This is a genomic window from Paenibacillus sp. RC21, from assembly GCF_044907935.1.
GTDB classification, from domain to species: domain Bacteria; phylum Bacillota; class Bacilli; order Paenibacillales; family Paenibacillaceae; genus Paenibacillus; species Paenibacillus terrae_A.
In genome coordinates this window covers 69,147-83,063 of the sequence record NZ_JBIYCS010000010.1, presented here as the reverse complement: position 1 = coordinate 83,063, position 13,917 = coordinate 69,147, and the positions used below count along the sequence as shown (strand labels likewise).

Annotated in this window: 16 protein-coding genes; 4 read left to right on the top strand and 12 right to left on the bottom strand. The window is 50.4% G+C overall.

All coding sequences use genetic code 11. The features are described 5' to 3' along the window. Positions 1-20 precede the first annotated feature (20 nt). The 7 genes from ABIA61_RS23770 to ABIA61_RS23740 all read right to left on the bottom strand — a co-directional run bounded on the left by ABIA61_RS23770 (position 21) and on the right by ABIA61_RS23740 (position 5,473). Positions 21-866, bottom strand: coding sequence for a lipoate--protein ligase family protein (locus ABIA61_RS23770; RefSeq protein WP_404581338.1), 846 nt, complete (start codon positions 864-866; stop codon positions 21-23). Positions 867-986: 120 nt separating this feature from the next. Beyond that, entirely contained in the window at positions 987-1,580 is a 594-nt protein-coding gene (gene folE, locus ABIA61_RS23765) for a GTP cyclohydrolase I FolE (protein ID WP_137061546.1), read from the bottom strand. 51 nt (positions 1,581-1,631) lie between these two features. Then, the gene (locus ABIA61_RS23760; protein WP_137061545.1) at positions 1,632-1,886 is read right to left on the bottom strand and encodes a YneF family protein; all 255 of its coding nucleotides are present in this window, start codon (positions 1,884-1,886) and stop codon (positions 1,632-1,634) included. A gap of 107 nt (positions 1,887-1,993) precedes the next feature. Beyond that, positions 1,994-3,706, bottom strand: a complete 1,713-nt coding sequence (queG, locus tag ABIA61_RS23755; protein ID WP_283654640.1) for a tRNA epoxyqueuosine(34) reductase QueG — start codon at positions 3,704-3,706, stop codon at positions 1,994-1,996. Positions 3,707-3,795: 89 nt separating this feature from the next. Further along, on the bottom strand, positions 3,796-4,233 hold the full coding sequence (rnhA, locus tag ABIA61_RS23750; RefSeq protein ID WP_025681918.1) for a ribonuclease HI: 438 nt from the start codon (positions 4,231-4,233) through the stop codon (positions 3,796-3,798). Between the two features lie 99 nt (positions 4,234-4,332). Beyond that, positions 4,333-4,917 carry a signal peptidase I gene (lepB, locus tag ABIA61_RS23745; RefSeq protein WP_283654639.1) on the bottom strand — a complete coding sequence of 195 codons (585 nt, stop codon included), beginning with the start codon at positions 4,915-4,917 and terminating at the stop codon, positions 4,333-4,335. A gap of 130 nt (positions 4,918-5,047) precedes the next feature. Further along, on the bottom strand, positions 5,048-5,473 hold the full coding sequence (locus ABIA61_RS23740) for a GNAT family N-acetyltransferase (protein WP_283654638.1): 426 nt from the start codon (positions 5,471-5,473) through the stop codon (positions 5,048-5,050). A gap of 522 nt (positions 5,474-5,995) precedes the next feature. Between ABIA61_RS23740 and ABIA61_RS23735 the strand changes: the two genes are divergently transcribed. Both ABIA61_RS23735 and ABIA61_RS23730 read left to right on the top strand, forming a co-directional pair. Further along, positions 5,996-6,610, top strand: a complete 615-nt coding sequence (locus tag ABIA61_RS23735; RefSeq protein ID WP_023986992.1) for a superoxide dismutase — start codon at positions 5,996-5,998, stop codon at positions 6,608-6,610. Between the two features lie 211 nt (positions 6,611-6,821). Then, positions 6,822-7,313, top strand: a complete 492-nt coding sequence (locus ABIA61_RS23730; RefSeq protein ID WP_283654637.1) for a DinB family protein — start codon at positions 6,822-6,824, stop codon at positions 7,311-7,313. A 96-nt stretch (positions 7,314-7,409) separates the two neighbouring features. Here the strand turns inward: ABIA61_RS23730 and ABIA61_RS23725 are convergent, their stop codons facing one another. Beyond that, entirely contained in the window at positions 7,410-8,288 is an 879-nt protein-coding gene (locus ABIA61_RS23725) for an AraC family transcriptional regulator (RefSeq protein WP_283654636.1), read from the bottom strand. A 222-nt stretch (positions 8,289-8,510) separates the two neighbouring features. Here ABIA61_RS23725 and yiaY point away from each other — a divergent pair, with 222 nt between their 5' ends. Next, positions 8,511-9,665, top strand: coding sequence for an L-threonine dehydrogenase (yiaY, locus tag ABIA61_RS23720; RefSeq protein ID WP_404581337.1), 1,155 nt, complete (start codon positions 8,511-8,513; stop codon positions 9,663-9,665). A 136-nt stretch (positions 9,666-9,801) separates the two neighbouring features. Here the strand turns inward: yiaY and mutY are convergent, their stop codons facing one another. Then, positions 9,802-11,040: an A/G-specific adenine glycosylase gene (gene mutY, locus ABIA61_RS23715; RefSeq protein WP_283654634.1), complete on the bottom strand. Its 1,239-nt coding sequence runs from the start codon at positions 11,038-11,040 to the stop codon at positions 9,802-9,804. Between the two features lie 4 nt (positions 11,041-11,044). Beyond that, entirely contained in the window at positions 11,045-11,449 is a 405-nt protein-coding gene (gene acpS / locus ABIA61_RS23710; protein WP_283654633.1) for a holo-ACP synthase, read from the bottom strand. 178 nt (positions 11,450-11,627) lie between these two features. Here acpS and ABIA61_RS23705 point away from each other — a divergent pair, with 178 nt between their 5' ends. Beyond that, complete coding sequence (locus tag ABIA61_RS23705) at positions 11,628-12,455, top strand: alpha/beta hydrolase family protein (RefSeq protein ID WP_404519700.1); 828 nt, start codon at positions 11,628-11,630, stop codon at positions 12,453-12,455. Between the two features lie 84 nt (positions 12,456-12,539). Here the strand turns inward: ABIA61_RS23705 and nadE are convergent, their stop codons facing one another. Beyond that, the gene (gene nadE, locus ABIA61_RS23700; protein WP_044646127.1) at positions 12,540-13,349 is read right to left on the bottom strand and encodes an ammonia-dependent NAD(+) synthetase; all 810 of its coding nucleotides are present in this window, start codon (positions 13,347-13,349) and stop codon (positions 12,540-12,542) included. A gap of 101 nt (positions 13,350-13,450) precedes the next feature. Beyond that, positions 13,451-13,885 (bottom strand): BrxA/BrxB family bacilliredoxin, encoded by a 435-nt coding sequence (locus ABIA61_RS23695; RefSeq protein WP_044646128.1) that lies wholly within the window; start codon positions 13,883-13,885, stop codon positions 13,451-13,453. Positions 13,886-13,917 lie beyond the last annotated feature (32 nt).

The window sequence follows — 13,917 nt, the reverse complement described above, 5'->3', positions numbered from 1 at the left end:
AGCCAGGAACATACTTCCCACTACACCTGCGAATCGTATCGCTCTCTGAGCGCTCTCATTTGCTCCATCAGTCCTTGCGGCTGCACCAATGAGTCATCAGCAGGCAAAATTGCCGCCCGACTTTCGACTACACGGCGCAGCGATGCCGTATACGCCTCAACCGACGGCACCCCGGCCAGCTCCGCCAGGCTGCGCATCGTTGCCGGATTCACCTGCGGATAATCCGGTTGCGCCACGCCTGGCGACGCAGCTCCGGCTGCCTCCGCATAGAACCGCTGCACCACCTGTGCGCGCTCCGCGCCACTGCCCTCAATCATCACAAAGGCCGTGATGATATAGGCCTTGGCCTGCCGCCGCTGCGCAATGCCGCAAAACTTGCGGCCTCGGACGCTGACATCATAATCGCCAGGACAGAAGGACCCGGCGATTTCCCCGGTCTGCGCCTCGGCGGACCACGGGGCCAGCGCATCGGCAATCAGCCCCGCCATAAGCCGAAAATCTTCATGCAGGCTGATCGCCCGCTGCGGATTCGGCAGGATCAGGGACAGGTTCAGTACCCCCCTGTCCAGCATGACAGCCGCTCCGCCCGAGGGACGCACGCATACCGAGGTTCCGGCGTTCCGCACACGCTCCATCGCCTGCGGCGCGTACGGAAGCCTGCGGTCCCGGTGGCCGATCACCAGCGCAGCCGGGTGCCGCCATAGATGCAAAACAGGCGCAGCTCCTTGCCCTACTTGCCGGCAGGCCAGTTCCTCCCACGCCAGTGGAGACAAAACATCCGTCTGAGTGGTCACGAGTGGCGCTTCAAACCATTGCAGATCAGGCAAAACCGTTGTTTTGTCTGCTGACATATGTACATTCTCCATACGCTATCCTCCTTCAAAGCAGTTAACGTCCACCTTTTCTCATGTTAGCAAAAAAGAGTGGCTACGCCTATGCGTAAACCACTCTTTTTTATTCATCACATCACCGTCACGCCTGTTCGGTCAATCCTTGAGCAGCGAGAGGAACTCTGCACGCTGCGCAGCATCATCACGAAACGTTCCGCGTACCGCAGATGTTACCGTTTTGCTGCCAGGCTTTTTGACGCCTCTTGCGCACATACACAAGTGCTCGCCTTCCACGACCACCATAACCCCGTGAGCGGAGACCGCTTCATTCAAAATATCTGCGATCTGTGCCGTAATGCGCTCCTGAACCTGCAAACGGCGCGTCACAGCCTCAACCAGACGGGCAAGCTTGCTTAGTCCTACAATTTTGCCGCTGGGTACATAGCCGATATGCACTTTTCCGAAGAAAGGAGCCATATGGTGCTCACACTGGCTGTAATAGACGATGTCCTTCACAATCACAAGCTCCTCGTGATTTTCGTCGAATGTTACACCCAGCGCATCCCGGGGATCAACCTCATAACCTGCAAATATCTCCTCATACATGCGCGCTACGCGTGCCGGTGTTTCCAGCAAGCCTTCACGCTTGGGGTCCTCACCGATCAGTTGTAGAATTTGCTCCACATGGTACTCGATTTTATCCCGGTTATCCGCAGCTTTGCGGTTAATATAATCTTTTACGCCAGCCACAGTAATCCTCCTCTGTGCAACCTCATGCGGCATTCGTGCTTATGTTGCTCATTATTTACGATGGCCCTGATTTTTACGCTGACCTGGCTGATTTTTGGAGAACTGCTGGTTCTTCATCATCTGCTGGGCTTTCTGCATTTGCTTCCCATTCAGGTTATAACCCATCTGCTTGGCCATTTTTTGCAGCGTCTCAGGATCGTTTTGCATCTTTTCAAGCTGTTTGCGAAGATAATAAGCACCGATGAAAAATCCCCCGACCAAACCAACAATCAGGGTAATGATCGGAATGACAATATTCCACACCACGAAGTCGTCACCTCTGTATATTTATATGAAACCTCTTGAATTATACACGAACCTATCATAGCAAAACATGGGACAGCTAGCAAATCACAATTTGCAAACGTTTGTCCTCATTCCTTCTCCAAATCCAGCAGCTTTATCTTGATCGGCAGGCCTCCGGCATATCCAACCAGACTCCCGTTTGCACCCGATACCCGGTGACATGGTATCAGAATGGGCAACGGATTTTTGTTGTTCGCTCCTCCGACCGCACGTACCGCCTTGGCTCTGCCAATTGACTCCGCGATATCCTTGTAGGACACGCTTTGACCATACGGAATATTTTGCAGCTCACGCCATACCTGCTCCTGAAAAGGGGTGCCCCTCAAATCATAGGCCACAGTGAAATCACGTCGTTTCCCGGCAAAATATTCACGCAGTTGGTCCGCAGCCTCGCGCAGCTTTTCCGGTTCCTGCACATAGACATACTCCCCGATCCATGTACGGGCCCATTGCTGAAGCAGTGCCTCCTTCGCATGAAAAACGCCAAAATCAATCCGGCATAGCCCCCGGTCCGTTGCACACAGCGTTAAAATGCCTATAGGTGTCTCCATTTCATCATAATAGATCGTAGTCGGCCCTTCTAAGACCTTTTGCTGTTCAGCCTGTTCTCGTTCCTCAAGTTTGGAATGCGCCTGCGCGACCATTTCGCGTACTTGCTCATGTTGTTCCTTCTCAGATGCTTGCTTGATCGCTGTCATTGCGTTTTCCCCTCCTATTCGGCCCAAAGCCCATGCCGCCGTGCCCCGAAGCTCAGGACGCGGATCATCCAGCAGAACCTCCGTCAGCTTGGGCACGGCGCTAATATCCTTGAAATTGCCGAGCGCAATAACCGCATTGCGCTGAATCGGCTTCTTTCCCCGCCAGGCTGCCGCACTTTGACCAAATCTCTCTTTAAATTCACGATTGCTCAAATCCAGTAACGGCAGCAGCAATGGCTTCACAATTTCGGGATCAGGTGTAAGCTCAGGATGATGATCCCAGTTGAGGCCCCGATTTTTCGGGCATACGATTTGGCAGGTATCACATCCGTACAACCGGTTCCCGATTTTCAGCATAAATTCCTCATCCAGAAAGCCTTTCGTTTGCGTCAAAAAGGACACACACCGCTGGGCATTGAGCTGCCCCGGCCCGACAAGCGCGCCCGTAGGGCACGCATCCAGGCATTTGGTACACTCCCCACAACCGTCCGTAACCGGCTCATCCGGCTGAAAAGGGATATTCGTCAGCAGCTCACCGAGATAAATCCATGATCCCAGTGTCGGTGAAATCATCATCGTGTTTTTTCCGCTAAACCCAATACCCGCCCGTTCCGCTACGGCCCGGTCCGACAGCTCCCCGGTATCCACCATGTTTTTCATAATCGCGTCAGGAACCCGTTCACCTATAAAAGCCTCCAGCTTTTCCATCGCCTCGCGCAGCACCAAGTGGTAGTCCTTACCCCAGGCGGAACGCGCCAAAATGCCACGGTACTTGCCTTTGTCCGACTTCGGCGGGTCCTTCATTTTGGAAGGATAAGCCACCGCAATGGCAATCAGGGATGCAGGCTGCGAACCGTACAGCTCCGGGTAGATCCGTTTATCAATGTCCGGCTCCTCAAAACCGGATTCATAGCCTTTGGCGCGATGCTCTTCCAATATTGCTTTCAGAGACAGAAAGGGATCGGCGGATGCGAACCCGATGGAGTCGATGCCCAGCCCCGGAGCCGCTTCGATAATCTCCTGCTTGAGCGATGCCCAAGTCAAAGCGGTTCCAGCAGCCGTTGGTGTCTGTCCGCGTTGCATCCGATACTCACCTCTCTTTCATATCACTTATATGAGGATTTCTGTAAAATCCCCATATCTCAAATTTCAACAGAATATAGCCGCAGATGCTACCGTAAATTTTTAACAGCGCTGGTCGCCAAGAAATCACAATGATTGTTCAGCTCGTTGTCACTGTGACCCTTGACCTTCACATACTCAACCTCATGCTTGCTCATCAGTTCCCACAGCTCTTCCCATAACTCCTTGTTTTCAACTGGCTGATTTTTACTGTTACGCCAGCCGTTACGAAGCCAATTCTTAATCCAGCCCTGTTTGAAGCAGTTTACGACATAGGCGGAGTCACTGTGTACCTTTACATGGCAAGGCTCCTTGAGCAGCTTGAGCGCTTCGATCACGGCCTTGATCTCCATGCGATTGTTTGTCGTCATTTTTTCGGCCCCGGACAACTCCTTGCGATGCTCTCCATATAGTAAAACGACGCCCCAGCCCCCAGGACCGGGATTTCCCGAACAAGCGCCGTCGGTATACACCATCACTTCTTTCATATTTCTCTTCCCTTCCTGATCGGTAACCGCCTGCCCGTCATGGTCCTGACGATTTGCACACGTTCCCCATTAATTTTCAGCATACAGACTATGGCTGCTCTACAGCCACTTCCACTCGGATAACGGCCAAAATACAACCTCCGCACGCCCCAGCAAATCCTGAGATTTAATGCTGCCAAAATATCGGCTATCCTTGCTGCCCGCGGCGTGTCGGTTATCGCCCATGACAAAAAAGTGCCCCGGCTCCACTGTAAAAGGACCGTAATCACCGTCCTCAATCTCAGAGTCGGTGTAAGGCTCGTTTTGCAGCTTACCGTTCACATATAGATGATTATGCTCAACCCGGATTACATCCCCCGGAGTGCCTATGACTCTTTTCACTAAAAATCTCGGACTGGACGGATTGGAGTCGGGATCTTGTAATATCACGATATCACCCCTGCCCGGATCATGAAAATTGTAAACCAGCTTGTTAACAAACAAATGCTGGCTTTCCATCAGCGTCGGCTGCATTGAATGTCCCCTGACCGTAGACAAATTAAACACGAACAGGTTCAGCAGCAGCAAGACAGTCATCGCGATCAGAAGAGTCACCAACCAATCGCGTATGTAACTCCAACGACCTGCATGTTTGGACGTTTCCGGCGAAGGAAGCGGGCCTGACGAAGGAGCCAGTGTGTCCATAATAAACCTCCTCAACCCTGTTATAAATAGAAAAGCATATCCCGTACCCGATTGCAACGGTTACTCAGATATGCTCTAAATGGAAATATTAGCTTTGAAAATATTCGATTCTCTTTATATCCATTGCCGATTAATGAGGAGCCAAAATGCTGAGCTGCTGAAAAGTCTGTAAAATCTGGCTTGCCCCATAGCCCATCGCTTCATACAAAGGCATGGCTGCGCTGTTATGCTTGTCTCCGGCTACCCAGATGCGGCTAACCTTACGTTGCTGAAAACGCTGCTCCATAGACTCGACAAGCGATTTGCCAATTCCCATCCGACGATGATCCGGATGAATAGCAATACGATAATAACAACCATGATTCTGATCAATCGTGCCGATTAGAGCGCCAACCAGCTCTTCATCTTCTTCCGCAACGACGATCAAACCGGAATCCCACGAAAGCTGACGGGCAAAAGCGCCCACCGTCTCTTTGTAGCACTCCTCAGACAAGGCAATCTGCATGAGTTCCATTACTGGATTCACATCACTCAATTGAAAGGAACGAACGTGCATAAGTAATATCTCCCTTTTCGTAAGCTTAATAAGACAAATTGAGACAGCACCGTCATTTTTACATAAATCCTTAAATTTCTTAGCATGGTGTTAATCACAAGGCATTATGATAAAAATACGATCTGCTATATATGAATTGAAGAACAGGAAAAGGGTATATGCCCTCAAGTTCGTCATATCCGCAGACATGACAAGATATAGCAGACGACAAAAAAGCCGAAATTTCTGCTTCCTTGAACATTAAACCACACTTTTAGATGGAATACATCCCTTTTTCTCATGTAAGCGCTGTATATGAAGCGTTTACATTTTAGGGCTGTATAATTTGCCTCTTATTACCTATACACCATGTATTCCAAGCGGGTTTTTGGACATGATAGCTACCAGGTCGTAATGCCCAGTTTGCTATTTTACAAACAAAAATGTTGATAAAATAGGCTGAATGCGGTTTAATATAACTGACGAGGGTATTATTACATAGGAATACCTTACCCAAACCATATAATCAGGAGGGATTTTACAATGGCATTTCAATTACCAGAACTTCCTTACGCGAAAGACGCACTGGAGCCGCACATTGATGCGCTGACAGTAGAAATTCACCATGATCGTCACCATAACACATATGTAACAAACCTGAACGCAGCTCTGGAAAGCGCTCCTGAACTGCAAAGCAAAAGCCTGGAGGATCTGATCTCCAATCTGGACAGCGTTCCTGAAAGCATCCGCACTGCGGTTCGCAATAACGGTGGCGGACACCACAACCACAGCCTGTTCTGGGAAGTTATTGGCCCTAACGGCGGCGGACAACCAACTGGCGCTATTGCTGAAGCAATCAGCAACGAGCTGGGCGGCTATGACAAATTCAAAGAAGATTTCACGAAAGCAGCTACAACACGCTTTGGTAGCGGTTGGGCTTGGCTGGTTGTCGGCAAAGACGGCAAACTGGCAATCACCAGCACTCCTAACCAAGACAGCCCACTCTCCGAAGGTCTGACTCCGGTACTTGGACTGGACGTTTGGGAGCATGCTTACTACCTGAAATATCAAAACAAACGCCCGGATTACATTGCAGCATTCTACAATGTTATCAACTGGGATGAAGTGAACAAACGTTACGCGGCTGCGAAGAAATAAGCCAGTAACAACATCTCTATCCTATAATAAAGGGCTGTCTCAAAAGTAGATTTTCTACGAGTGAGGCAGCCCTTTTCAATTTAAATTGGTGCACAAAAGATTCTGTCCATTTGAGCCCTACTGGAGCCGCCAAGTGAAGCTGAAAAAGGTTTGGCATTCCATGGTAAACTGGTGAAGACGTTTCTTAAATACAATCTCTGGAGGTTCATGGATGCAGACTTTTTTTCGTTACAACTGGATGATTCGGGAACAATGGTACCGCTGGTGTGAAGAGGTACCGCAGGAGGAACTTCTGAAAGAACGCGTTGGCGGGGTTGGCGGCATTCTGAAGACGTTGTTTCATGTCGTCGATGTAGAGTGGAGCTGGGTTCAAACGATTCAGGGGAAACCCGACTTTCAGGAGGATTTCTCGCGATATGATACGCTGGACAAGATTCGCGAGCTGGATGCGAAGTTTCGAATCGATGTCGAGCCGTTCGTGCTCTCCTGGCATGAAGGTCTGGAACGAAAAAGGTTTGAAGATCACCTCCCGGATGGCAGGATTGTGATTGATGCCTGGGGCGAGGTGATGCGCCATATCATTGCCCACCAAATCCACCATATTGGGCAGTTGTCCATATGGTCCCGGGAGCTCGGCAAGCCTCCAGTTTCGGCCAATGTAATCGGCAAAGGGCTGATTGAGAGTGATCGTGGTGTCGATTAGCTTTAACGGCGTAAATGTATATCCATATGAAGAAAGGCAGGGTGACCCTTAGTAGTTTTAGCACTGAAGGATAGCCCTGCCTTTATATATTTCACATTACGTAACCACAACTTGGCGCTGCACATTCATCTGATACTGCTTGGGCGTAATGCCATACTTCTTTTTAAAAAGACCGATAAAATAGGAAACGCTCTCATAATTTAAATCAAAAGCAACCTCCGTGACGTTTCGGCACTGGAGCCATTGCTTGGCAAGCTGCATTTTTTGATTCGTAATATAGTCGAGCGGAGTTAATCCTGTTATCTTTTTAAACTGATTCGTGAAATTGGCATGTGACATATTATAGTTATCCGCTAAATCCTTCACATGCCTGATCCCAGGCAACTGCTCCTGAATATCCCGGATCGCTCGAAACACAGGATGCCGATGGTTCGTAAGCAGATTCTGCTCAAGCACCTGCATCTGTAGCAGATGATAGGCCATTTCCTGAGCACTCAGATCAATCAGGAAATTTTTTCTTTCGGCGGGATGTGCCATATATTGCTTGATCCGCTCCATCGATGCGGTAAGTGAATCCGCCTTTTCGTTCAGCTCGCAGCGAACCACCGCATGAGTCGGGCAACTCTCCGGGACCTGAAATTCCTCCTCTACCACGTTTCTTAAACGTTCCATCAACTGATCGCTTAATTCAAAGACCAGTGCCTTGGTGTGTTCTTTGATTTTCATTTCAACGCTTGACTGGGGAGGAAGCAGGATAATCTCCTGAGAATCGTATTCAAAATGCTCCGTTTCATTAATTTTGACTTCTTTTCTCCCCTCCAAAATCGTACACAGCTTCGGGCATTCATATGAAGCATATTTCTCGTAATAATTTTCTGGAAGATCATAATACAAAATTCGGATCAGATCGGTTTCATATCCATATTGCAGTTCGCTATAACGATTAAAGTCGCCTAAAGTCTTGGAATTGTCCATCCGTTTCACCCTTCAGCATTTTGCATAATCTGATTGAAGGCCGCTCCCCGGATTTATGCAAAATGCTCCCTTTTAAAAATCACGATATTTTATAATAAAATGCGTTAGTTCCCGCCAATATAGGACAGTATGATAAGGATATAAGGATGGTTGCAAGATCCTTTAATTCCATCATTATACCTTGATTTACCTCAAAATAATAACAAAGGTGGATGCATATTTATGACGGGAACCTCCAAATTCATGATGCCGGGTATGAGTCTTATGGGCTCAGGCGCACTGGCGGATGCAGGTACAGAAATCGGAAAATTGGGCTTTAAAAATGCATTGATCGTAACCGATAAGCCTTTAGTTGATATCGGGATTGTGAAAAAAGTAACAAACATGTTGGACAGTCTAAACGTAAAATCCGTCGTATACAGCGGCACGCAGCCGAATCCCACGGTTTCCAATGTCAACGAGGGCTTGGCGCTGCTGAAACAATCCGGGTGTGATTTTATTATTTCGCTCGGAGGCGGGTCACCGCATGACTGTGCCAAGGGCATCGCACTTTTGGCCTCCAACGGCGGACAGATCGGCGACTACGAAGGCGTGGATAAATCCGCGAAGCCTTCCTTCCCTCTGATTGCCATTAACACCACGGCAGGAACAGCTAGTGAAATGACCATGTTTTGTATTATTACGGATGAAGAGCGTCATATCAAAATGGCGATTGTCGACAAGCACACGACACCACTCATTGCCGTCAATGATCCTGATCTGATGATGGCTATGCCCAAGTCATTAACTGCCGCAACAGGGATGGATGCGCTCACTCACTCTATTGAAGCTTATGTTTCCACGAATGCCACACCGATCACAGATGCTTGCGCGCTTAAAGCAATCGAGCTGATTCGGGATCATCTAGTCAAAGCCGTCGATGATGGAAACGATGTGGAAGCCCGTAGCCAAATGGCCTACGCCGAATTCCTCGCAGGGATGGCATTCAATAACGCCGGATTGGGCTTTGTTCACGCCATGGCACATCAACTGGGTGGCTTCTATAATCTGCCGCACGGGGTCTGTAACGCCATTTTACTGCCGCATGTAGAGCGCTACAACGCCAAGGCTTCCGCCGAACGGCTCACCGACATTGCCCGTACACTTGGCGAAAAAACGGACGGTGTTACACCAGAACAAGGTGCCAACCTCGCCTTGCGCGCCATTGAAAAGCTGGCTAAACGGGTCAACATCCCTTCCGGGCTGGAAGAACTCGGCGTCAAGCGTGAAGACTTCGCTGTTCTCGCCGCCAACGCACTCAAAGATGCCTGCGGTGTAACCAATCCGATTCAGCCTACACAGCAGGAAGTAATCGACATTTTTGAACAGGCGATGTAGATAAATCCTTCGCTGCACACTCAGCTACACCATGGATAGGCACTGCCTAAATGTATCGTTATTTAAATGAGATGTCGGACTGAATGAAAAAAGAACAAAAAAAAGCTGCCAGGACTTCTCCCGACAGCTTGGGGACCTACACCAAGGTCCCTTTTTGCTTTGCAAAATATTCGGTGATCAGATCGAGGAACACCTTGGGAAACGCCAAGGTGTCCATATCGGCCTCGCTGATCCAGCGGTACCCCGCAGGTGGCGCTGAGCGCTCCTCCTGCTCCGCCAGCGCAATCAGCGCACCCGGCTTCGCACCGTCGGTGCTGTAGCCTGCCCGCTGCTCAGCAGCCAGCGACTGTCCGCCCGCCTCCCCGGCAGGGCTGGCGACCTCTTCACACTGGAACACACGCAGGTTCCAGTGAATGTGACTGAACGTGTGCTCCGCCTCACGTACGAACCGCACCGGACGGGCAAGCACGCCCTCCGCCAGCAAATGAGCCGCCAGGTGATCCATGGCCGGCTCATCCGGCACCGGGCCGTTATAGCCCTCCGGCCCGACAAGCTCGTGCGGCAGCTCCCACATGCGGGCCAGCAGGCCCTTGGCCGGGCGCTGACGCACGAGCAGGCGGCCTGCATTCGCGCCGCCGCTGCCCTCGATGAGGGCGACGGAACGCGGCTCCAGCCGCGGCGGCTTCGCCTTCGTCTTGACCGGCAGCGTCTCCTCACGTCCTGCCAATCGGCCCGAGCAATGCTCCATGACCGGGCAGGTCAGGCAATGGGGCGACTTCGGCGTGCAGACCAGGGCACCCAGCTCCATCAACGCCTGATTGAAGTCGGAGGCTCTCCCTTCGGGGATCAGCTCCCTTACCAGACTTTCCATATGCGCTCGCGTGCTGCCCTTCATAATATCCTCTTCAATCAGGAAATAGCGCGACAGCACCCGCATCACATTACCGTCCACAGCAGGCTCCGGCCGATTGAAGGCGATGCTCATAATCGCTCCCGTCGTATATGGACCTACGCCTTTCAGAGCGGCGACAGCTTGCGTATCATCCGGCACCTCTCCGCCGTGAAGCTCAACCACTTGTTTCGCCGCCGTTTGCAAATTCCGGGCCCGTGAATAATATCCTAGCCCTTCCCACAACTTAAGTACATCCTCCTCAGGTGCTTCCGCCAGCGCCTCAATCGTCGGAAAGCGTGCAATAAAGCGGTTAAAATACGGAATCACCGTATCGACACGCGTCTGCTGAAGCATAATTTCCGAGATCCAGATGTAAAAAGGATTCCGGTGGCGGCGCCACGGCAAATCCCGCTTGCTTCGTGTATACCAATTCAGCAGTTCGAAGCTGAAATAACGTTTTTGTTCCAATGTATGGGTAGTCATCACATCACGTCTCCTTATATTCAACAATCACAAAAGCAGAGGCAATGTTGGGTTGATGTGTAATACTCAGGTGAATGCTGTAATCCGAGCCGCCCGCACCCGGCAGCCCCAGTCTGTCCCACGCAGGGGCAGACAAATAAACCGCTGGCTTGCCCCCAAGCTCCGGTAAAATATCCATATCGCCGAACCCGATGATCTGCCCGATTCCGCAGCCAAAGGCTTTCGTTATCGCTTCCTTCGCGGCAAAGCGCCCTGCTACAAACTCCGCCAGCCTGCCCCTTCGCTCCACAGCAAGGTCGCGTTCAGCCGGTGTCAACACCCGATTCAAAAACGCGTCTGCATATTTACCTGCCAATATGTCAGCCATCCGGCTTATTTCCAGCACATCATGTCCGATTCCGTAGATCATTTGGGTATTCCCCGTCCTTTTATACTTTACTGCCCCTATTGTAACAGCGTGTCCACATCATGGCGAGTCACAAAGCCGTAAAAGCAGCACCAAAATATGTTAAAATAAGAGAGGCTATTTGCGAATGTTGATTTAGCTTATATGCCCATTTAAAATTCCCGTAGAAAGGAAGGATAGAATGTCAGAATCACTCGTTATTGAAGCAGGTACGGAAGCAGGAACAGAAGCGGTAATCCGGGCTTCCTGGTTTCCCGCCAAAAATACAGCCAAAAGCTTGCTCGTCATCGCTCACGGCTATAAGGGCTTCAAGGATTGGGGCATGTTCCCCTATATAGCAGAAGCCTTGAGCACAGACAACCATGTCGTAACCTTCAACTTTTCACATAACGGCATAGGTGAGGATCTAACGAATTTTACCGAGCTGGAAAAGTTCGCACAGAACACCTACAGCCGGGAACAAGAGGATTTGGACGTATTGCTGACAAATCTGAGAGCACGCCACGAGTTCAGAGAACTGCCGTTGTTTCTGTTAGGACACAGCCGAGGTGCGGGAAGCTGTTTCATATATGCGCTGGATCATCCGGACGAGGTTTCAGGCGTCATTTCATGGAATGGCGTGACTGACCTGGACCTGTTCACCTTGCCGCAAAAAGAAGAAATGCGGACCAAGGGCCGCAGCTACGTACCAAACGCCAGAACAGGACAGCAGCTTCCGCTGGATCTTGTTATTTTGGAAGATCTGGAGCAAAATCGCCAACGCTTTGCCATCGTGGACAGGCTTAAAGACAGCCAACTGCCTGCCGTACTCATTCAAGGTACCGATGATTCCAAACGCCTGCGTGAAGGCTCTGCCCTGCTTACCTCAGTTCGTCCTGATATTGAATGGGTACAAATTCAAGGGGGCAATCATACCTTCAATACCGTTCACCCTTTCCAGGGAAGCAGCCTTCCGCTGGATCAGGCGATTACCGAAACCCGCCGCTTCATTGAATGGATTACCAATTAAGCTATACCCTGCCGTTAATACAAACGGCGATCCGCCGGGCGGATCGCCGCATTATTATTTTACAATTCCATAATTGTTCGCTGCTTAAATGCCTGGGATGCTTGTCCGCTTATGCGCTGTGCGTGTAAAGAAGCTTTCCAGCTTTTCACGTGCCGCCGGATCAATTTCCTTGCCTTCCAGATAGTCGCTGTTCGCTTCGTAAGAGATACCCAGTTCTTTTTCATCCGTCTGGCCTTCCCACAATCCCGCTGTAGGGGCTTTGTCCAGAATGGCCTGCGGAACTCCCAGATAACTGGCCAGCAAACGCACCTGACGTTTGTTCAGCGTGCTGAGCGGCGTAATATCAACGGCACCATCGCCCCATTTGGTATAAAAGCCTGTGATGGCTTCCGAGGCATGATCCGTACCCACAACGAGCAGATTCAGCTCATTCGCAAGCGCGTACTGAACCACCATACGTGTTCTCGCCTTCACATTCCCTCTCACTTGCGGAGTAATGGAACGCTCAAGACCGATATCCTTCAACGAATGCTCTACTTCCACGGCAACCTTGTCCACCGCTTCCTGAATGTTCGTTTCCCCAGCATATTTCAGGTCAAACGCTTTGGCTACCGCGTAGCTGTGCTCGATATCTTCCTGCTTGCCATACGGCTGAAATACTCCAAGCGTTTTGTACTCTTCGCCTTGCTCCTGCGTCAGCTCATCCGTAGCCTGTTTGCACAAGGCAGCCGCTACGGCACTGTCGATCCCGCCACTGATGGCGATCAGCAGACCCTTGCTTCCCGTTTTCGTGACATACGTCTTGAGGAAATCCACACGCTTGCGGACCTCAGCCTCTACGTTAATGGTAGGTTGTACTCCCAATTCAGCAATAATCTGTTCCTGCAAACTCATCAGATAAGCACCTCTTTTTTAGGAATTTCCTTCATAAGCCAACATGCAAAAGCCCCGGCAAGTTTCGCAAGCGAAAAATGCGGGGCCTAGCTTGAGCTGTTTTACCGGCAAAAACGGTCAAATGCACTGGTCAAATCAGCAGCGATTTGATCTGCCGAACGATCCTCCACCTGATGACGCTCGATGAAGTGAACCAGTTCGCCGTCCTTCAACAGCGCGATCGAAGGAGAAGATGGCGGATACGGTGCGAAAAATTCGCGTGCCTTCGCCGTTGCTTCCTTATCCTGACCAGCAAAAACCGTGTACAGATGATCCGGTGTAATATCATGCTTCAGCGCTTCGGCTACACCCGGACGGCATTGACCTGCGGCACAACCGCATACCGAGTTCACAACGACCAGCACTGTACCTTTGGCATCAGGCAGCTTGGCCTCCACATCTTCCGGAGTACGCAGCTCCTGAATTCCGAGACTTGTCAGTTCTTCGCGCATCGGCTGAACAGAATCTCTCATATATTGATCAAAAGACATCGACATATTCGTTCACTCCTTTTCGAAAAATCATGTAT

Bases quoted from the DNA above. Each gene is read 5' to 3' on its own strand.
- ABIA61_RS23735 (WP_023986992.1), top strand. From the start codon at position 5,996: ATGGCATTTCAATTACCAGAACTTCCTTACGCGAAAGACGCACTGGAG.
- ABIA61_RS23705 (WP_404519700.1), top strand. From the start codon at position 11,628: ATGTCAGAATCACTCGTTATTGAAGCAGGTACGGAAGCAGGAACAGAA.
- ABIA61_RS23770 (WP_404581338.1), bottom strand. From the start codon at position 866: ATGGAGAATGTACATATGTCAGCAGACAAAACAACGGTTTTGCCTGAT.
- rnhA (WP_025681918.1), bottom strand. From the start codon at position 4,233: ATGAAAGAAGTGATGGTGTATACCGACGGCGCTTGTTCGGGAAATCCC.
- ABIA61_RS23725 (WP_283654636.1), bottom strand. From the start codon at position 8,288: ATGGACAATTCCAAGACTTTAGGCGACTTTAATCGTTATAGCGAACTG.
- lepB (WP_283654639.1), bottom strand. From the start codon at position 4,917: ATGGACACACTGGCTCCTTCGTCAGGCCCGCTTCCTTCGCCGGAAACG.
- ABIA61_RS23730 (WP_283654637.1), top strand. From the start codon at position 6,822: ATGCAGACTTTTTTTCGTTACAACTGGATGATTCGGGAACAATGGTAC.
- yiaY (WP_404581337.1), top strand. From the start codon at position 8,511: ATGACGGGAACCTCCAAATTCATGATGCCGGGTATGAGTCTTATGGGC.
- mutY (WP_283654634.1), bottom strand. From the start codon at position 11,040: ATGACTACCCATACATTGGAACAAAAACGTTATTTCAGCTTCGAACTG.
- queG (WP_283654640.1), bottom strand. From the start codon at position 3,706: ATGCAACGCGGACAGACACCAACGGCTGCTGGAACCGCTTTGACTTGG.
- acpS (WP_283654633.1), bottom strand. From the start codon at position 11,449: ATGATCTACGGAATCGGACATGATGTGCTGGAAATAAGCCGGATGGCT.
- ABIA61_RS23740 (WP_283654638.1), bottom strand. From the start codon at position 5,473: ATGCACGTTCGTTCCTTTCAATTGAGTGATGTGAATCCAGTAATGGAA.
- ABIA61_RS23695 (WP_044646128.1), bottom strand. From the start codon at position 13,885: ATGTCGATGTCTTTTGATCAATATATGAGAGATTCTGTTCAGCCGATG.
- nadE (WP_044646127.1), bottom strand. From the start codon at position 13,349: ATGAGTTTGCAGGAACAGATTATTGCTGAATTGGGAGTACAACCTACC.